This is a genomic window from Variovorax monticola, assembly GCF_051216855.1.
Classification (GTDB): domain Bacteria; phylum Pseudomonadota; class Gammaproteobacteria; order Burkholderiales; family Burkholderiaceae_C; genus Variovorax.
The window spans coordinates 775,035-792,964 of the sequence record NZ_JBPJZP010000001.1; the positions used below are offsets into that span (position 1 = coordinate 775,035).

The 17,930-nt window shown below is 68.6% G+C and carries 16 protein-coding genes; 8 read left to right on the forward strand and 8 right to left on the reverse strand.

Going from position 1 to position 17,930, the window contains the following annotated elements; translation table 11 throughout:
• Positions 1-11: 11 nt before the first annotated feature.
• Genes ACSFA5_RS03515 through ACSFA5_RS03540 form a run of 6 tightly spaced genes read left to right on the forward strand, consistent with a single transcriptional unit; the run spans position 12 to position 6,512 of the window.
• Entirely contained in the window at positions 12-932 is a 921-nt protein-coding gene (locus ACSFA5_RS03515; RefSeq protein WP_435442620.1) for an AAA family ATPase, read from the forward strand.
• A complete protein-coding gene (locus tag ACSFA5_RS03520) occupies positions 929-1,906 on the forward strand; it encodes a DUF58 domain-containing protein (protein ID WP_435442621.1) in 978 nt (325 codons plus the stop codon). Before ACSFA5_RS03515 ends, ACSFA5_RS03520 begins: the two co-directional genes overlap by 4 nt.
• A 16-nt stretch (positions 1,907-1,922) precedes the next feature.
• The gene (locus tag ACSFA5_RS03525) at positions 1,923-3,956 is read left to right on the forward strand and encodes a transglutaminase TgpA family protein (RefSeq protein ID WP_435442622.1); all 2,034 of its coding nucleotides are present in this window, start codon (positions 1,923-1,925) and stop codon (positions 3,954-3,956) included.
• A 54-nt stretch (positions 3,957-4,010) separates the two neighbouring features.
• Entirely contained in the window at positions 4,011-5,111 is a 1,101-nt protein-coding gene (gene mltB, locus ACSFA5_RS03530; protein ID WP_435442623.1) for a lytic murein transglycosylase B, read from the forward strand.
• 5 nt (positions 5,112-5,116) lie between these two features.
• On the forward strand, positions 5,117-5,737 hold the full coding sequence (locus tag ACSFA5_RS03535) for an HD domain-containing protein (protein WP_435442624.1): 621 nt from the start codon (positions 5,117-5,119) through the stop codon (positions 5,735-5,737).
• Between the two features lie 34 nt (positions 5,738-5,771).
• The gene (locus ACSFA5_RS03540; protein WP_435442625.1) at positions 5,772-6,512 is read left to right on the forward strand and encodes a tetratricopeptide repeat protein; all 741 of its coding nucleotides are present in this window, start codon (positions 5,772-5,774) and stop codon (positions 6,510-6,512) included.
• A 6-nt stretch (positions 6,513-6,518) separates the two neighbouring features.
• Here the strand turns inward: ACSFA5_RS03540 and ACSFA5_RS03545 are convergent, their stop codons facing one another.
• The 8 genes from ACSFA5_RS03545 to glpD all read right to left on the reverse strand — a co-directional run bounded on the left by ACSFA5_RS03545 (position 6,519) and on the right by glpD (position 15,334).
• Complete coding sequence (locus ACSFA5_RS03545; protein WP_435442626.1) at positions 6,519-7,229, reverse strand: hypothetical protein; 711 nt, start codon at positions 7,227-7,229, stop codon at positions 6,519-6,521.
• 185 nt (positions 7,230-7,414) lie between these two features.
• Positions 7,415-9,145 (reverse strand): ABC transporter substrate-binding protein, encoded by a 1,731-nt coding sequence (locus ACSFA5_RS03550; protein WP_435442627.1) that lies wholly within the window; start codon positions 9,143-9,145, stop codon positions 7,415-7,417.
• A gap of 93 nt (positions 9,146-9,238) precedes the next feature.
• A complete protein-coding gene (locus tag ACSFA5_RS03555; RefSeq protein WP_435442628.1) occupies positions 9,239-9,547 on the reverse strand; it encodes a DUF2160 domain-containing protein in 309 nt (102 codons plus the stop codon).
• An 18-nt stretch (positions 9,548-9,565) separates the two neighbouring features.
• Positions 9,566-10,378, reverse strand: coding sequence for a carbohydrate ABC transporter permease (locus tag ACSFA5_RS03560; protein ID WP_435442629.1), 813 nt, complete (start codon positions 10,376-10,378; stop codon positions 9,566-9,568).
• On the reverse strand, positions 10,375-11,265 hold the full coding sequence (locus ACSFA5_RS03565) for a carbohydrate ABC transporter permease (RefSeq protein WP_435442630.1): 891 nt from the start codon (positions 11,263-11,265) through the stop codon (positions 10,375-10,377). Before ACSFA5_RS03565 ends, ACSFA5_RS03560 begins: the two co-directional genes overlap by 4 nt.
• Positions 11,266-11,410: 145 nt before the next feature.
• Entirely contained in the window at positions 11,411-12,481 is a 1,071-nt protein-coding gene (locus ACSFA5_RS03570; protein ID WP_435442631.1) for an ABC transporter ATP-binding protein, read from the reverse strand.
• A gap of 2 nt (positions 12,482-12,483) precedes the next feature.
• The gene (locus ACSFA5_RS03575; protein ID WP_435442632.1) at positions 12,484-13,557 is read right to left on the reverse strand and encodes an ABC transporter ATP-binding protein; all 1,074 of its coding nucleotides are present in this window, start codon (positions 13,555-13,557) and stop codon (positions 12,484-12,486) included.
• 115 nt (positions 13,558-13,672) lie between these two features.
• Entirely contained in the window at positions 13,673-15,334 is a 1,662-nt protein-coding gene (gene glpD / locus ACSFA5_RS03580; RefSeq protein ID WP_435442633.1) for a glycerol-3-phosphate dehydrogenase, read from the reverse strand.
• 121 nt (positions 15,335-15,455) lie between these two features.
• On the opposite strand from glpD, the gene ACSFA5_RS03585 reads away from it, so the two are divergent.
• Positions 15,456-16,226 (forward strand): DeoR/GlpR family DNA-binding transcription regulator, encoded by a 771-nt coding sequence (locus ACSFA5_RS03585; protein WP_435442634.1) that lies wholly within the window; start codon positions 15,456-15,458, stop codon positions 16,224-16,226.
• Positions 16,227-16,401: 175 nt separating this feature from the next.
• Positions 16,402-17,898, forward strand: a complete 1,497-nt coding sequence (gene glpK, locus ACSFA5_RS03590; RefSeq protein ID WP_435442635.1) for a glycerol kinase GlpK — start codon at positions 16,402-16,404, stop codon at positions 17,896-17,898.
• The last annotated feature ends 32 nt before the right edge of the window (positions 17,899-17,930 follow it).

Here is a 17,930-nt window from a genome sequence, read left to right on the forward strand (position 1 = left end):
TGGATACAAATATGGACGTCGCTGCGAAGCTGGCCACATTGCTAAATCAGCTTAACACGGTGATCGTGGGCAAGGAGGCCCAGGTGCGCGACTGCGTGGCCTGCCTGCTGGCGGGCGGCCACCTGCTGATCGAGGACGTGCCCGGCGTGGGCAAGACCACGCTGGCCCATGCGCTGTCGCACACCTTCGGGCTGCATTTTTCGCGCGTGCAGTTCACGGCCGACCTGATGCCGGGCGACCTGTCGGGCGTGGCCATCTACGACCGGGCGCAGCAGGCCTTCGTGTTCCATCCCGGCCCGATCTTCGCGCAGGTGCTGCTGGCCGACGAAATCAACCGCGCCAGCCCCAAGACACAAAGCGCGCTGCTCGAGGCGATGGAAGAAAAGCAGGTGACCGTCGAAGGCGAGACCCGCCCGCTGCCCACGCCCTTCTTCGTGATCGCCACGCAGAACCCGCAGGACCAGCTCGGCACCTTCGCGCTGCCCGAGTCGCAGCTCGACCGCTTCCTGATGCGCATCTCGCTCGGCTACCCCGACCGCGCCGCCGAGCGCCAGTTGCTCGCGGGCGCCGACCGCCGCGAAATGCTGGCCACGCTGCCCGCCCTGCTGACCGCCGAAGAGCTGACCGCGCTGCAGCAGCGCGTGCAGCAGGTGCACGCGGCGGATGCGCTGCTCGACTACGTGCAGGACCTGATCGCCGCCACCCGCTCGGGCCGCTGGTTCTTGCAGGGCCTGTCGCCGCGCGCCGGTATCGCGGTGCTGCGCGCGGCCAAGGCGCAGGCGCTGCTGGCCAACCGCAGCTACGTCGCGCCCGACGATGTGCAGGCCGTGCTGCCGCAGACCATCGCGCACCGCCTCACGCCCGTGGGTGACGCGGGCCGCGGCGCGGTCGAGCAGGTGCGCGCCATGATCGCGGCAGTGCCTTTGCCGTGAGGCCTGCAGGCGCCCTCCGCTCGCGCATCGACGGCTGGTTCCTGTCGCGCCGCCCGCCGTCGGACACGCTGGCGCTGACGCAGCGCAACGTCTACATCGTGCCCACGCGCGCCGGGTGGACGCTGGCGGCCACGCTGCTGGTGCTGCTGGTCGCATCGATCAACTACCAGCTCAACCTGGGCTACCTGCTGACCTTCCTGCTGGCCGGGAGCGTGGGCGTGGGCATGCACGTGTGCCATGGCACGCTGCGCGGGCTGGCGATGCACATGGTGGCACCCGAGCCCCACTACGCGGGCGCCGCTGCCGTCTTTCGCGTGGTGCTGCACAACACGCGGCGCAGCGTGCGCTACGGCATCGGCATGGCCGTGCGCGGCAGCGGGCAATGGGCCTGGACCGACGTGCCGGCCGAAGGCACGTCGACCGTGGAGATCGCCTTCCAGCCCGAACGGCGGGGCCTGCATCCGGTGCCGCCGCTGACGGCGGAAACCCGGTTTCCGCTCGGCACCTTCCGCGTATGGGCGGTGTGGCGGCCGGCCGCGCGGATGCTGGTGTACCCCACGCCCGAAGCGCACCCACCGCCGCTGCCGCCGGGCGAGCCGCTGTCGGGCGCGGCCGCGGTGTCCGCCGCGCTGCGCTCGCACAGCGCAGGCGAGTACGACGGCGTGCGTGCCTACCGGCGCGGCGACCCCTTGAAGCTGGTCGTCTGGAAGAAGGCCGCCCGCGCGCAGGCCGCCGGCTCGGAAGACCTCGTCAGCCGCGACACCCAGCAAACGCAGCGCGAAGAACTCTGGCTCGACGCGCAGCACACCGGCATCGCCGACGCGGAAGCCCGCATCTCGCGCCTGTGTGCGTGGGTGCTGATGGCCGACCGGCTGGGCGTGGACTACGGCGTGCGCGTGGCGGGCCGCGTGGTGAAGCCTTCGCAGGGCGAAGCGCACAAGCGCGCATGCCTCGAGGCGCTGGCCCTGTGCTGAAGAAGAAAGCGCGCGCATGAACAAGCTCATGACCCGGCTGGCCGCCTTGCCGCGGGACGCGAGGGACACCCTGTTCCTGCTGGCCGTCATCGCCCTCATCGTGCTGCCCCAGGTGGAGAACCTGCCGTGGTGGTGCACCGCCATCACCGCGATGGTGCTTGTGTGGCGCGGCATGCTCGCGGTGCAGGCGCAGCCCCTGCCGGCCAAGTGGTGGCGCATCGCGCTGCTGGCGATGACGCTGGGCGCCACCTACGCCACGCACCGCACCCTGCTGGGCCGCGACGCGGGCGTGACGCTGGTCGTGATTCTGCTGGCGCTGAAGACGCTGGAGCTGCGCGCCCGGCGCGACGCCTTCGTGATCTTCTTCCTGGGCTTCTTCGCGATGCTCACGAACTTCTTCTACTCGCAGTCGCTGCTGACCGCCTTCACCATGCTGCTGGCGCTGCTGGGCCTGCTGACGGCGCTGGTCAATGCGCACATGCCGGTGGGCCGCCCGCCGCTGATGCAGGCCGCGCGCACCGCCGGGTGGATGGCGCTGGCCGGCGCGCCGATCATGCTGGCGCTGTTCCTGCTGTTCCCGCGCTTCGCGCCGCTGTGGGGCACGCCGAGCGACGCCATGACGGGGCGCACCGGCCTGTCGAACACCATGCGCGTGGGCACCATCGCCGAGCTGGCGCTGGACGACAGCATCGCCGCGCGCATCAAGTTCGAGGGCGACCAGCCGCCCGCGCAAAGCCAGCTGTACTTTCGCGGCCCGGTGCTCGGGCAGTTCGACGGCCGCGAATGGACCGCGCTGCCGTCGTGGGCGCGCGGCGGCCAGTGGTCTTCCAACCTGCGCGTGAGCGGCGAGCCGGTGCGCTACGAGGTCACGCTCGAAGCCAGCAACCGGCCCTGGCTGCTGACGCTGGACGCCGCCCCCAAGGCACCCGATGCGCCCGGTGTCGAAGTCAGCGGCACGCCCGACCTGCAATGGATCACGAACCGCCCGCTCAACGACCTGGTGCGCTACCGCGCCGAGAGCTACACGCAGTTCGCGAGCGGCCCGCTCAAGCGCACCGGCGGCCAGTTGCAGGCCTACCTGGCGCTGCCGCCGGGCACCAATCCGCGCACCGCCGCGCTGGCCGCCGACATGCGGGCCGACCCCGCGCTGGCCAACGCAGATGCGCGGGCCTTCGTGCAGGCCGCATTGCGCCGCCTGCGCACCGGCGGCTACACCTACACGCTGGAGCCCGGGGTGTACGGCAACGACACCGCCGACGAGTTCTGGTTCGACCGCAAGGAGGGCTTCTGCGAGCACATCGCCTCGGCCTTCGTGGTGCTGATGCGCAACCTGGGCGTGCCGGCGCGCATCGTCACCGGCTACCAGGGCGGCGAGTTCAACAGCCTGGACAAGTACTGGGTGGTGCGCCAGAGCGACGCCCACGCCTGGGCCGAGGTGTGGCAGGAAGGCACCGGCTGGACGCGCGTGGACCCGACGGGCTCGGTCGCGCCCGGGCGCATCGGCCAGCAGCAGCGGCTGGTGCCGCAGCCCGGCCTGTTCGCCGGCGCCATCGGCGCCATGAGCCCCACGCTCGCGCAGAACATCCGCGCCGCCTGGGAGGCCGTGAACAACGGCTGGAACCAGTGGGTGCTCAACTACACCCAGAGCCGCCAGCTCAACCTGCTGAAGAACATCGGCTTCGAGGCGCCGAGCCTGGAAGACCTGGCCTATGTGCTGCTCTACCTGCTGATCGGCGCGAGCCTGGCCGGCGCGGCATGGACGCTGTGGGAGCGCAGCCGCCACGACCCGTGGCTGCGCCTGCTGGGCCAGGCGCGTGCAAGGCTCGCGAAGGCCGGCCTCCCATTGCCCGACACGGCCCCGCCGCGGCAGATGGCGCTGGCGGCCGACGCGCGCTTCGGCCCCGCCGCGCACGCCGTGCGCGACTGGCTGCTGAAGCTCGAGGCGCAGCGCTATGCGGCGGCCACGCCGGGTTCGCGCTCCGGCTCGCTGTCCGCCCTGCGCGCCGAGTTCCGCCGCCTCGCCTGGCCCAGCGCCGACCCGCGCGGCTGAAACCACATGTGTCCCCGAACAGGCGCCGCGCGAGCCGGCGGCACAATGCCTCCCATGCGATTTTTTCTTCCCACGCCGTCGCGCGCCGCTGCGGCAGCCGCCCTCTTCGTCGCCTGCTGCGCAGCGTCCACGGGAGCTGCAGCACAGAAGTCCTCCAACGGCCGAACGGCTGCGACCAGCCCGGTGCGCGGCAGCACGCTGTACGCCACGCGCGACGACGCCATGCGCTTCGCCGACGAGGTGGCCCAGCGCCGCGGCCTCGACCGCGACTGGGTGCGCGCCACCATCGGCAGCGCACGCTTCCTGCCCAACGTGCCGCGGCTCATGCTGCCGGGACCGGTCGGCACGGTGAAGAACTGGCAGGCGTATCGGAGCCGCTTCATCGACCCGGTGCGCATCGCGGCCGGCGTGCGCTTCTGGCGCGCCAATGCCGGCACGCTGGCGCGCGCCGAGCAGGTGTACGGCGTGCCGCCTGAAATCATCGTCGGCATCATCGGCGTGGAGACCATCTACGGGCGCAACATGGGCAGCTTCCGCGTGATCGACGCGCTGGCCACGCTGTCCTTCGACTTCCCCGACGGCCATCCGCGCGCGGCCGAGCGCCAGGCTTTCTTCCGCGGCGAGCTCGAAAGCTTCCTGAGCACCGAGAGCCGCACCGCCGACGACCCGCTCACGCCGCTGGGCAGCTATGCCGGCGCCATGGGCATGCCGCAGTTCATGCCCAGCAGCATCGCCAAGTACGCGGTCGACTTCGACGGCGACGGGCGCATCGACCTGGTCAACAACCCGGCCGACGTGATCGGCTCGGTCGCCAACTACTTCAAGGGCTTTGGCTGGAAGCCCGGCATGCCGGCCATCTACCCGGTGCATTTCGACGAGGCACGGCTGCAGAAGGCGGTGCTGATGGCGCCCGACATCCTGCCGACCTTCAGCGCCGACAGCTTCGTGGCCGCCGGCGCGGTGCCCGAGGGCGACGGCATTCGCCACACGGGCCTGCTCGCGCTGATCGAACTGCAAAACGGCGCCGACGCGCCGCCGAGCTACGTGGCCGGCACGCGCAACTTCTACGTGATCACGCGCTACAACTGGAGCAGCTACTACGCCATGTCCGTGCTCGACCTCGGCCAAGAGGTCAAGGCGGCGATGGAGCAGTAGACGCCATGACGCCCGAGGCGCTGCGCGCGAACTGGCACCAGGCCTGGCAGGCGCTGGGCGTCACGCTGCCAGACGACGCGCTGTGCGCCGAGCTGCAGCGCCGCTACGGCGAACCCCAGCGCCACTACCACACGATGCAGCACCTGGGCGAATGCCTGTCCTGGTTCGAGCGCGAGCAGGCGCTGGCCGAGCGCCCCGGCGAAGTCGCGCTCGCGCTCTGGTTCCATGACGCGGTCTATGACGTGCACGCGCACGACAACGAAGCGCGCAGCGCCGACTGGGCCCGGCAGGCCTTGCGCGCGGCGGGCGCGGGCGACGCAGCGGCCGACCGGGTTCATGCGCTGGTGATGGCCACGCGGCACGACGCGGTGCCCGAAGGCCGCGATGCCGAACTGCTGATCGACATCGACCTGTCGATCCTCGGCGCCGAGCGCGCGCGCTTCGACGACTACGAGCAGCAGGTAGGCGCCGAATACGCCTTCGTGCCGCTCGAAGTGCGCTTGCCGCGCCGGCGCGAGATTCTTCAGCGCTTCCTGGACCGCCCGGCCATCTACGCCACGCCGCGCATGCATGCGCTGCTAGAAACGCGGGCGCGGCTCAACCTGCAGCGTTCGATCGCGGGCTGAGCGAGCTTCGACGCACCGCGCCGCCGACCACGCCATGCCCATTGCTCCCGCGTCCCCCGCCTCCGTCGAACAGCTCCTGGCGCTGGCAATTCGCCTCGCCAACGCCGGGCAGGCCCCACAGGCGCGACAACTCTGCGAACACGCGCGCCTGCAGCACCCGCCGCACCCCGCCGTGCTGCAGTTGCTCTCGCGGCTTCAGCTGGCGCAGGGCGCGCTCGCCGAGGCCGGCACCTCCATTGCCGAGAGCCTCGCGCTGCGCCCCGGCCACGGCCCGTCGCTGTTGCTGGCCGGCGATGTGGCAAGGGCTGCGGGCGACTTCGCACAGGCGCTGCACCATCACGAACATGCCGTGGCCTCGATGCCCGGACGCGAAGAACCGCTCCACGCGCTGGCCCTCACGTTCAAGGCCGCGGGCCGGGTGGACGAAGCAGCGCAGGCACTGCGGCAGGCCGTGGCGCTGGCCCCCACCCAGGGCGGCCTGTGGTTCGAGCTGGCGCTGCTGCTGCAGGACCTGGGCGATCACGACGGTGCGGCCGACGCGCTGCGCCAGGTGCTTCGCGTGTCGCCACCGCGGGCCGAGGTGGAGGTCAACCTGGGCATCGTGCTGCAGGAGTCAGGCCGCATGGACGAGGCCCTGCGTGCGTATGGCCGCGCCTACCGCCTGCACGAGAACACCTTCGGGCGCATCGCGCATGCGCTGGCCACCGCGCCCACCGGGCGTCTCTGGCTGAACCTGGACGACCTGCGCGCCACGCTGCGCGCCACGCCGGCCTGAGCGCCGTCAGCCCGCGCCGCCGCGCTTGCTGCGAAACGCCTTCCGGTACACGCCGGGCCCGGCCATGATCTTCTCGGCGAGCTGCTCGTAACCCTTCACCCGGCTTTCGGACATGGGCGCGCACGAAAGCTCGAGCGGCTCGCGCGGTACCGGATAGCACTGCGCCACCGGCGTGCCGCGCGGCAGCACGCCGTGGAAGCCGGGGTCGGTCCAGACGGCGGGAAAGTTGATGCCGACCTCGTTGAAGCGGTCGGCATCGACCAGCCCCGTGACGAGGCGGAACGGCAGGTCGTCGCGGTTCACCGGATGCACCGCCATGAGCGACCACCCGTCGTCGAGCTCTATCGTCCAGAAGCTGTTGAACTTGACAGCCGCCTGCGTGCCGTGTGCCAGCGGAGAGCCCGCGATCTGCTCGGGCACATGAAAGCTCAGCGGTGCGCGCGGATGACCGGGCACCGACAGCGCGGGCAGCGGCCAGTCCCAGCTGAACTGCCCCGCCTGCACGGTCACGTCGCACGGCAGCAGCACCATGAAGCCGTGCGTCATGGCATCCACGAACGGCGGGCACTGCTTGACGGTGCGGATGCTGCGCTGGTGCACCGGCGACGGCACCCTGGGCGCCATCTGCCGCAGCCAGTCGGGCAGCGCTGCCTTCGCCGGCACCGGGCGCGGCAGCAGGTCGAACAGCGCGGGGTCGCAGCGGAATTGGATGTTCATGAGGCAGCGGAAGAAAGCCGGGATGTCCGCGCCATTGTCTTTGCTCCTTCCCCCTTTGGGGGAAGGTTGGGATAGGGGCCAGCGGCGTTGACCAGGCCGACGGCAATCGATGCGCCGCCGTGCCCCCACCCCTGCCCTCTCCCAGCGGGGGAGGAGAAAGAAAGAAGGCGTGAGCCCTCTTTTTCTTACCTGACGCGGCCTTCCTTCCAGGCGGTCAGCAGCTTCTCGTAAGCCACCGTCTCGCCCTTGGGCTTTTCGTTGGCCAGTTTCTTCCACGGGGCGTGGTCGCTGCTCAGCCACTTGCTCGGATCGCTCTTGGCGTTGAGCTTGGGCGGGCAGTTGGCCATGCCCGCGCGCTGCAGGCGGCCCATCACGTCGTCCATCTCGTTGGCCAGGTTGTCCATGGCGGCCTGCGGCGTCTTCTCGCCCGTCACCGCCACGGCCACGTTCTTCCACCAGAGCTGCGCGAGCTTGGGGTAGTCGGGCACGTTGTTGCCGGTGGGCGTCCATGCCACGCGCGCGGGGCTGCGGTAGAACTCGATCAGACCGCCGTACTTGGCGGCGTTCTGGGTGAAGTAGTCGGAGCGAATGTCGCTGTCGCGGATGAACGTGAGACCGACGATCGACTTCTTCAGCGAGGTGGTCTTCGAGGTCACGAACTGCGCATAGAGCCAGGCCGCCGCGGCACGGTCGGGGTCGTTGGACTTCAGGAAGGTCCACGAGCCCACGTCCTGGTAGCCGTTCTGCATGCCGTCCTTCCAGTACGGGCCGTGCGGGCCGGGCGCCATGCGCCACTTCGGCGTGCCGTCGGCGTTCACCACCGGGAGGCCCTGCTTGATCATGTCGGCCGTGAAGGCGGTGTACCAGAACACTTGCTGCGCGATCTGTCCCTGCGCCGGCACCGGGCCCGACTCGCCGAAGGTCATGCCCATGGCTTCCTTGGGCGCGTACTTCTTCATCCAGTCGATGTACTTGGTCAGCGCATAGACCGAGGCCGGCGAGTTGGTCGCACCGCCGCGCGACACGGCCGCGCCCACCGGCGTGCACTTGTCGTCGGCCACGCGAATGCCCCATTCGTCGATCGGCAGGCCGTTGGGAATGCCCTTGTCCGCGGCGCCGGCCATCGACAGCCATGCATCGGTGAAGCGCCAGCCCAGCGACGGGTCCTTCTTGCCGTAGTCCATGTGGCCGTAGATCGGCTTGCCGTCGATGGTCTTCACGTCTTCGCTGAAGAAGGCGGCGATGTCCTCGTAGGCCGACCAGTTGATGGGCACGCCCAGGTCGTAGCCGTACTTGGCCTTGAACTTGTCCTGCAGGTCCTTGCGCGCGAACAGGTCGGCGCGGAACCAGTACAGGTTGGCGAACTGCTGGTCGGGCAGTTGGTACATCTTCTTGTCGGGCGCCGTGGTGAAGCTGGTGCCGATGAAGTCCTTCAGGTCGAGACCGGGGTTGGTGTAATCCTTCCACGCGCCCGTCATCTGGTCGGTCAGCGCCAGCGCGGTGCCGTAGCGGTAGTGCGTGCCGATGTGGTCGGAGTCGTTGATCCAGCCGTCGTAGATCGACTTGCCCGACTGCATCGAGGTCTGCAGCTTCTCGACCACGTCACCCTCCTGGATGATGTCGTGCTTGACCTTGATGCCGGTGATTTCCTCGAAGGCCTTGGCCAGCGTCTTCGATTCGTACTCGTGCACGGTGAGCGTTTCGGACACGACCGAAATTTCCTTCACGCCCTTGCCCTGCAGTTTCTTGGCTGCATCGATGAACCATTTCATTTCCTCCATCTGCTTGTCCTTGGACAAGGTCGATGGCTGGAATTCACTGTCGATCCATTTTTTGGCTTCAGCCTCGCCGGCCCAGGCGCCGTGCGTGGCGAACATTGCCGCCGCCATTGCCAGTGCCGTGTAGCGCATCTTCATGACTGTGTCTCCTCGGTTGGTACTTCCCCGCTCTGTCTGGTCGCGGCTCCGGGGAGGCGGAGAGCCGGACGTCCGTCGAAAAACCGGTTGGGTTCAGCCCTTGCGCATGACCAGCGCGAGCACGACCATCGAGATCGCCAAGCCGATCCAGATCGACGGCTCGGCCTCCAGGCTCATCCATTCCTGGAACTTGCCGGCCAGGCCGACGAAGGCCAGGTTGATGTAGGCCGCGCAGAGCAGGCCGATGAAGAGGCGGTCGCCGCGCGTGGTCTCGATGGGAAGCCAGCCGCGCCGCAAGGTGGTGGGCGACTTGAACTCCCACACCGTCATGCCGACCAGCATCAGCGCGATGCAGGTGAAGAACACGGCCACCGGGGTGGTCCATACCATCCAGTTGAACATTCGGTGCTCCTTGACGACTTAAACGCGGCCCATCGCGAAACCCTTGGCGATGTAGTGACGCACGAACCAGATCACGATGGCGCCCGGCACGATGGTGAGCACGCCGGCAGCCGCCAGCGTGGCCCAGTCCATGCCCGAGGCGCTCACCGTGCGCGTCATGGTCGCCACGATGGGCTTGGCGTTCACGCTGGTGAGCGTGCGCGCCAGCAGCAGCTCGACCCAGCTGAACATGAAGCAGAAGAAGGCCGCCACGCCCACGCCGGCCTTGATGAGCGGCAGGAAGATGCGCACGAAGAAGCGCGGGAACGAATAGCCGTCGATGTAGGCCGTCTCGTCGATCTCGCGCGGAATGCCGCTCATGAAGCCTTCGAGGATCCACACCGCCAGCGGCACGTTGAACAGCAGGTGCGCCAGCGCCACGCCCAGGTGGGTGTCCATCAGGCCCACCGTGGTGTAGAGCTGGAAGAAGGGCAGCAGGAACACCGCGGGCGGCGTCATGCGGTTGGTCAGCAGCCAGAAGAACACGTGCTTGTCGCCCAGGAACGAATAGCGCGAGAACGCATAGGCCGCCGGCAGCGCCACGGTGAGCGAGATGACGGTGTTGATCGCCACGTAGATCAGGCTGTTGATGTAGCCCGAGTACCACGACTCGTCGGTGAAGATGCGCGCGTAGTTGGCCCAGGTCAGGTGCTGCGGGAAGAACGAGAAATGCGAAAGGATTTCCTCGTTCGTCTTGAAGCTCATGTTGATCATCCAGTAGATGGGCAACAGCGCGAACAGGATGTACAGCACCAGGAAGATGCTGCGCTTGTGGAATCGCCTGTCGTTCATTGCTCCACCTCCGCTTGCTGCGTACCCACCCGCTGCATCCAGTTGTAGAGCACGAAGCAGAACAACAGGATGATGAGGAAATAGATCAGCGAGAACGCTGCCGCCGGCCCCAGGTCGAACTGCCCCACGGCCTTCTGCGTGAGGTACTGGCTCAGGAAGGTGGTCGCGTTGCCCGGCCCGCCGCCCGTCAGCACGAAGGGCTCGGTGTAGATCATGAAGCTGTCCATGAAGCGCAGCAGCACCGCGATCATCAGCACGCCGCGCATCTTGGGCAGCTGGATGTAGCGGAACACCGCGAACTTGCTCGCACCGTCGATGCGCGCGGCCTGGTAGTAGGCGTCGGGAATGGAGCGCAGGCCCGCGAAGCACAGCAGCGCCACCAGCGGCGTCCAGTGCCACACGTCCATCACCAGCACCGTGAGCCACGCGTCGGTTGCGCTGCCGGTGTAGTTGTACTGGATGCCCATGGCTTCCAGGGTGTGGCCGAACAGGCCGATGTCGGTGCGCCCGTAGATCTGCCAGATGGTGCCCACCACGTTCCATGGAATGAGCAGCGACAGCGCCACCACCACCAGCACGGCCGACGACTTCCAGCCCTTGGCCGGCATCGACAGCGCGAGCGCGATGCCCAGCGGAATTTCGACCAGCAGCACCGACAGCGAAAAGCCCAGCTGGCGCAGCAGCGCCTCATGCAACTCGTCGTCGCGCATCACGGCGGCGAACCACTCGGTGCCCACGAACACGCGGCGCTCGGGCGAGATGATGTCCTGCACCGAGTAGTTGACCACCGTCATCAGCGGCACGATGGCCGAGAAGGCCACGCAGATCAGCACCGGCAGGATCAGCCACCAGGCCTTCTGGTTGATGGGTTTGTTGGTGGCGTTCATGGTGTTGCTCCTTCCCCCGCTGGGGGAAGGTTGGGATGGGGCCGGGCAGGGCGCCCGGTGGAGACGCCGCTTGCCCCCACCCCTGCCCTCCCCCAGCGAGGGAGGGAGACAGGCAAGGGAGCGCGAGCGAATGAGATCGGGTTGTTCATGCCACCAGCTCCTCGTCCTTGTAGTAGCACGTGTGCGCATCCAGCACCCGCAGCCACACCGTGTTCCCCACCACCGGGGCCGGGTCGTCCGAATGCAGCCGCACCTTCAGCATGCTGCCGCCGGCCTCCACGCTCAGCATCACGTGCGTGCCCACGTCCTGCACGTTCTTCACCACCGCCGGCACCGCGCCGGCGGCGCCCGCGCCCGACAGGCGCAGGTACTCGGGGCGGATGCCGACCTTCAGCGGCCCGGGCGGCAGTTCGCGCGTGGGCACCAGCGGCGTGCCGGCCACCTCGATGGTGCCGTTCGCGCTCTGGGCCGACAGGAAGTTCATGCCCGGCGAGCCGATGAAATGCCCGACGAAGGTGTGCGCCGGCCGCTCGAACAACGCCTCGGCGCTGCCCACCTGCACGGCCTTGCCGCGCGTCATGACCACCACCTCTTCGGCGAAGGTGAGCGCCTCGACCTGGTCGTGCGTCACGTAGATGAGCGTGAGCTTCAGCTCGCGGTGGATCTGCTTCAACTTGCGGCGCAACTGCCACTTCAGGTGCGGGTCGATCACAGTGAGCGGCTCGTCGAACAGCACCGCCGACACATCGCTGCGCACCAGCCCGCGGCCCAGCGAAATCTTCTGCTTCGCGTCGGCGGCCAGGCCGGCGGCGCGCTGGTTGAGCTGGCCGCTCATGTCGAGCATCTCGGCGATCTCGCCCACCCGTTTCTTGATCTGGTCTTCGGGCACCTTGCGGTTGCGCAGCGGAAACGCGAGGTTCTCGGCCACCGTCATGGTGTCGTAGATCACCGGGAACTGAAACACCTGCGCGATGTTGCGCTCCTGCGGCGTGGCACGCGTCATGTCGCGGCCGTCGAAGGTCACGGTGCCCTGCGACGGCTCCAGCAGGCCCGAGATGATGTTCAGCATGGTCGTCTTGCCGCAGCCCGAAGGGCCGAGCAGGGCGTAGGCGCCGCCGTCGCGAAAGCTCATCTTCAGCGGCAGCAGGGCGTAGTCGCCGTCCTCCCTGGGGTTGGCGCGGTAGGCGTGGGCCAGGTCGAGGTCGATGCGTGCCATGGCTAGTTTCCTTTGCGCCACGCGGGCGCCAGCGCCAGCTTTTCGCCGGCATCGAACACATAGGCTTGCGCCGCGCTGAAATTCAGCGTGATCGAGGCACCCAGCTCGAAACGGTGCACCCCGGTGAGCTGCGCCACCAGTTCGCCCACCGCGGTGTCCACGTGCACGAAGGTGTCGGAGCCCGATATCTCTGCCAGCTCCACCTTGCCGGGCAAGGCGATGTCGCCCGCCCCCGAATTGACATTCAATGCGCTCGCGCGCAGCCCCACGGTCACGGCACCAGACACGCCTTCGGGCACGGCCAGCGCCAGCACGGGACCGCCGGTCAGTTGCACGCGGCCGGCCGTGGCCGTGCCGGGGAGCAGGTTCATCGGCGGATCGCTGAAGGCGCGCGCCACGCGCAGCGATTGCGGCGCATGGAACACCTCGGCGGTCGGGCCGTACTGCAGCAGCTCGCCGGCGTCCATCACGGCCGTGTAGCCACCCAGCAGCAGGGCCTCGCCCGGTTCGGTGGTTGCGTAGATCACGGTCGAGTCGCCGGTGGCGAACAGCTGCGTGAGCTCTTCGCGCAGGCCCTCGCGCAGCTTGTAGTCCAGGTTGACCAGCGGCTCGTCGAGCAGCATGAGCGGCGCGTTCTTGGCCAGCGCGCGGGCCAGCGCCACGCGCTGCTGCTGCCCGCCCGACAGCTCGGCCGGCAAGCGCTCGAGGAACATGCCGATGTGCAGCTTGTCGGCCAGCGCCTTCACGCGCGCCTCGATGTTCGTCTCGCCGCGCAGCTTGAGCGGCGAGGCGATGTTGTCCGCCACCGTGAGCGACGGGTAGTTGATGAACTGCTGGTACACCATGGCGACGTTGCGTTCGCGCACCGGCATGCCGGTGACGTCCTTGCCGTCGACCAGCACCTTGCCTTCGGTGGGCGTGTCGAGCCCCGCCATCAGGCGCATCAGGCTGGTCTTGCCGGCCTGCGTGGCACCGAGCAGCACAGTCACCGCGCCGCTTCGAGGCGCGATGCTTTGCTCGTAGAGCCAGATGTGCGCGCCGACCTTCTTGGTCACGCGCTCCAGAGTCAGTTGCATGTGTCCCCTCCGCCCGTTTCGGGTCTTGGTTCAGCCGCCGGTCTTGTATCGCTTTTCTTCTCTGTCGCGTCGATCGCTTCTTTTCTGCCTGCCCTCCTCGGTCAGCCGTTCTTTTTCACGCCGTCTTCGGATGGCCCTGCAGCCAGGCCTCGACCTGTTCGCGTTGTTCGGGCGTGTAGTGCAGCCCGAGCTTGGAGCGCCGCCACAGCACGTCCTGTGCGCTCACGGCCCACTCGTGGTTCTGCAGGAAGCGCAGCTCGCGCTCGAACAGGCCGGGCGCCACTTCGGCGCCCAGGTCGGCAAAGGATGTCGCGTCGCCCAGCACGTCGGCAATGCGCGCGCCGTAGGCCCGCGCCAGGCGCCGCGCCAGCTGGCCGTAGAGCCACGGGTTCCTGGCCTGCACGGCCGACACGAAGCGCTCGAAGTCGTCGTCGGGCCGCTTCGCCGCACCGATCCAGGCCGACAGGTCGCCGCCCGGCAGGAAGGCGCCTTCGGTCCAGGCCAGGCGCTGCGCGCTCGACGGGCCCAGCATCTTGCCGACCTCGTCGGCCGCGTCCTCGGCCAGCTTGCGAAAGGTGGTGATCTTGCCGCCCCACACCGACAGCAGCGGCGCGGCGGTGGTGTTCGACTCCAGCAGGTAGTCGCGCGTGACGGCCGAGGGGTCGCCCGAGGCGTCGTCCAGCAGCGGGCGCACGCCCGAGTAGGTCCACACCACGTCGGCCGGCACGACGGGCTTGTCGAAGTAGCGGCTGGCCTGCGTGCAGAGGTAGTCGATTTCTTCCTGCGCGATGCGTGCCGCGCCAGGGTCGTCGCCGCTGATCTCGATGTCGGTGGTGCCGATCAGCGTGAACTCGTCCTCGTAGGGAATGGCGAAGATGATCCGCTTGTCGGGGTTCTGGAAGATGTAGGCGTGGTCGTGCTCGAACAGGCGCGGCACCACGATATGGCTGCCCTTGACCAGGCGCAGGCTCTTGGTGGCCAGCGCCTCGCCCCTGGCCGACTTGGCCACGCCGCGCAGGAAGGATTCGGCCCACGGCCCCGCCGCGTTGACCACCGCGCGGGCACGCAGCGTGCGATGCGCGCCGTCGGGTCCTTCGAGCGTGGCGACCCAGTCGTTGGCGCCGCGCTGCACGTGAACGCAGCGGGTGCGCGTGAGCACTTCGGCGCCGTGCGACTGCGCGTCCAGCGCGTTGAGCACCACCAGGCGCGCATCGTCGACCCAGCCGTCCGAATACACGAAGCCGCGCTTGTACTGGTCCTTGAGCGGCTTGCCGGCCGGGTGGCGGCGCAGGTCGACGCTGCGCGAAGGGGGCAGCACCTCGCGCTTTGCGAGGTGGTCGTACATGAACAGGCCGATGCGCACCATCCAGGCCGGGCGCATCGACGGGTCGTGCGGCATGACGAAGCGCAGCGGCCACATGATGTGCGGCGCGCTCTTGAGCAGCACCTCGCGCTCCTGCAGCGCCTTGCGCACCAGAGAAAACTCGTAGTACTCGAGGTAGCGCAGCCCGCCGTGGATCAGCTTGGTGGAAGACGAGGAGGTGTGGGAGGCAAGGTCGTCCTTTTCGCACAGCACCACGCGCCAGCCGCGGCCCGCCAGGTCGCGCGCGATGCCGCAGCCGTTGATGCCGCCGCCGACGACCAGCACGTCGCAATCGGCGTTGGGGCCGGATGCGGAGGCAGCTGAATCGGGGGAGAAATCGCTCACTGGAAGGGGCTCCGGGAATGCAGGACTTTGGTCACCAACGGCGGCCATTGTATTTTCGAGATTTTTCACTTGGGTTCCTTTTGGCGCGAATTTCCTCCGAGTTTTCCCTTACCCGGATTCGTTTTCTTTCGTTTTAAAGTGACGCGCACTGTACCCTTGCCGCAGTTTCCCTGCCTTCCACGACGCCCCTGTGAACTCCAACCCGCGCCAGATCAACCTCCTGGAGACCGTGCGCACGCGCGGCTCCATCACCGTCGAACAGCTGGCGGAGATGCTCGGCGTGACGCTGCAGACCGTGCGGCGCGACGTGCAACGGCTGGCCGACGCCGGCTTGCTGACGCGGTTTCACGGCGGGGTGCGCATGCCCAGCTCGACCACCGAGAACATCGGCTACCAGCAGCGCGAAAGCCTGCATGCCGACGGCAAGGCCCGCATTGCCCGCCGCGTGGCGGAGCTGGTGCCCAACGACTGCTCGCTGATCCTGAACATCGGCACCACCACCGAGGCCATCGCCAAGGCGCTGATGCGCCACACCGGGCTGCGCGTGATCACCAACAACCTGAACGTGGCGACCATCCTGAGCGGCAACACCTCGTGCGAGGTGATCGTGGCGGGCGGCTCGGTGCGCCCGCGCGACCGCGCCGTGGTGGGCGAGGCGACCGTCGACTTCATCCGCCAGTTCAAGGTGGACATCGCGCTGATCGGCGTGTCCAGCATCGAGGCCGACGGGTCGCTGCGCGACTTCGACCTGCGCGAGGTGAAGGTGGCGCAGACCATCATCGCGCAGGGGCGCGAGGTGTGGCTCGCGGCGGATGCGAGCAAGTTCAACCGGCCGGCGATGATCCAGCTGGGCACGCTGTCGCAGATCGACCGGCTGTTCACGGATGCCGAGCCGCCGGTGCCTTTTGCCGACCTGCTGCACGCTGCGCAGGTCCGGCTCGAAATCGCGCGCGAGCCATGAACGCCTCCCGCATGGCTCCCTCCCCTTCCGGGGGAGGGTCGGGGTGGGGGCACGACGGCTTGCGAAGAAGCGCGGCCTGTCATCGAAGGCCTGCCCCCATCCCAGCCTTCCCCCGGAAGGGGAAGGAGCAAGACAATGCCGCCCCATCGACCGGCCCCAGAGGAACCATCACCCCATGACCACTTACCTGCTCGCCCTCGACCAGGGCACCTCCAGCTCCCGCAGCATCGTGTTCGACCGCGAAGGCCATATCGTCGCCATCGCGCAGAAGGAACTCACGCAGATCTACCCGCAGCCCGGCTGGGTCGAGCACGACCCGATGGAAATCTGGCGCAGCCAGCTGGCCACCGCGCGCGAGGTGCTGGCAAAGGCCAAGCTGCAGCCCTCCGACATCCATGCCATCGGCATCACCAACCAGCGCGAGACCACCGTGCTGTGGAACCGCAAGACCGGCCAGCCGGTGCACCACGCCATCGTGTGGCAGGACCGGCGCGCCGAGCCCCTGTGCGCCCGACTGCGCGACGACGGCATGACGGACACCATCCGCGAGAAGACCGGCCTGGTGATCGACGCGTATTTTTCCGGCACCAAGCTGCGCTGGCTGCTGGACAACGTGCCCGGCGCGCGCGAACAGGCCGAACGCGGCGAGCTGGCCTTCGGCACCATCGATAGCTGGCTCATGTGGCAGCTCACCGGCGGCAAGGTGCATGTGACCGACGTGAGCAACGCCTCGCGCACCATGCTCTTCAACGTGCACGACAACACCTGGGACGCCGACCTGCTGAAGGCGCTGGACATTCCCGCCGCGCTCTTGCCGAAAGTGCAGCCGTCGAGCTCGCACTTCGCGGACACCGACGCCGCGCTGTTCGGGCGCTCGCTGCCCATCGGCGGCGTGGCGGGCGACCAGCAGAGCGCCCTGTTCGGCCAGGCCTGCTTCGAGGCCGGCATGGCCAAGAACACCTACGGCACCGGCTGCTTCCTGCTGATGCACACGGGCGGCGCGTTCCAGCCCTCGCACAACGGCCTGCTGGTGACCAGCGCCGCGCAGACCGACACCACGCCGCAGTACGCGATGGAAGGCAGCGTGTTCGTCGGCGGCGCGGTGGTGCAGTGGCTGCGCGACGGCCTCAAGGCCATCAAGGGCAGCGCCGAAGTGCAGTCTCTGGCCGAGAGCGTGCCCGACGCGGGCGGCGTGATGATGGTGCCGGCCTTCACCGGCCTGGGCGCGCCCTACTGGGACGCGGACGCGCGCGGCACGATCACCGGGCTCACGCGCGGCACCACGGTGGCGCACATCGCGCGCGCCGCGCTGGAAAGCATTGCCTACCAGAGCGCCGCGCTGCTGCAGGCCATGAGCCGCGACGCGGTGGCTGCCGGCGGCAAGCCCGTGGCCGAACTGCGCGTGGACGGCGGTGCGAGCGTGAACGACCTGCTCATGCAGTTCCAGGCCGACCTGCTGGGCATCCCGGTGGTGCGGCCCGAAGTGATCGAAACCACGGCCCTGGGCGCCGCCTACCTCGCGGGGCTGTCGACGGGGGTCTACAGCGACGCACGCCAGCTGTCGAAGCTGTGGAAGGTCGAGCGCCGCTTCATCCCGACCATGGGCCGCGCGCAGGCCGAAGAATCGATGGCGCGCTGGGAGCGCGCGGTGCGCCAGGCCACGGCGAGCTGATTTTCGCGGGGGGTTCCCCGAAAGCACCTTGC

Bases quoted from the DNA above. Each gene is read 5' to 3' on its own strand.
- ACSFA5_RS03515 (WP_435442620.1), top strand. From the start codon at position 12: ATGGACGTCGCTGCGAAGCTGGCCACATTGCTAAATCAGCTTAACACG.
- ACSFA5_RS03525 (WP_435442622.1), top strand. From the start codon at position 1,923: ATGAACAAGCTCATGACCCGGCTGGCCGCCTTGCCGCGGGACGCGAGG.
- mltB (WP_435442623.1), top strand. From the start codon at position 4,011: ATGCGATTTTTTCTTCCCACGCCGTCGCGCGCCGCTGCGGCAGCCGCC.
- ACSFA5_RS03535 (WP_435442624.1), top strand. From the start codon at position 5,117: ATGACGCCCGAGGCGCTGCGCGCGAACTGGCACCAGGCCTGGCAGGCG.
- ACSFA5_RS03540 (WP_435442625.1), top strand. From the start codon at position 5,772: ATGCCCATTGCTCCCGCGTCCCCCGCCTCCGTCGAACAGCTCCTGGCG.
- ACSFA5_RS03545 (WP_435442626.1), bottom strand. From the start codon at position 7,229: ATGAACATCCAATTCCGCTGCGACCCCGCGCTGTTCGACCTGCTGCCG.
- ACSFA5_RS03550 (WP_435442627.1), bottom strand. From the start codon at position 9,145: ATGAAGATGCGCTACACGGCACTGGCAATGGCGGCGGCAATGTTCGCC.
- ACSFA5_RS03555 (WP_435442628.1), bottom strand. From the start codon at position 9,547: ATGTTCAACTGGATGGTATGGACCACCCCGGTGGCCGTGTTCTTCACC.
- ACSFA5_RS03560 (WP_435442629.1), bottom strand. From the start codon at position 10,378: ATGAACGACAGGCGATTCCACAAGCGCAGCATCTTCCTGGTGCTGTAC.
- ACSFA5_RS03565 (WP_435442630.1), bottom strand. From the start codon at position 11,265: ATGAACGCCACCAACAAACCCATCAACCAGAAGGCCTGGTGGCTGATC.
- ACSFA5_RS03570 (WP_435442631.1), bottom strand. From the start codon at position 12,481: ATGGCACGCATCGACCTCGACCTGGCCCACGCCTACCGCGCCAACCCC.
- ACSFA5_RS03575 (WP_435442632.1), bottom strand. From the start codon at position 13,557: ATGCAACTGACTCTGGAGCGCGTGACCAAGAAGGTCGGCGCGCACATC.
- glpK (WP_435442635.1), top strand. From the start codon at position 16,402: ATGACCACTTACCTGCTCGCCCTCGACCAGGGCACCTCCAGCTCCCGC.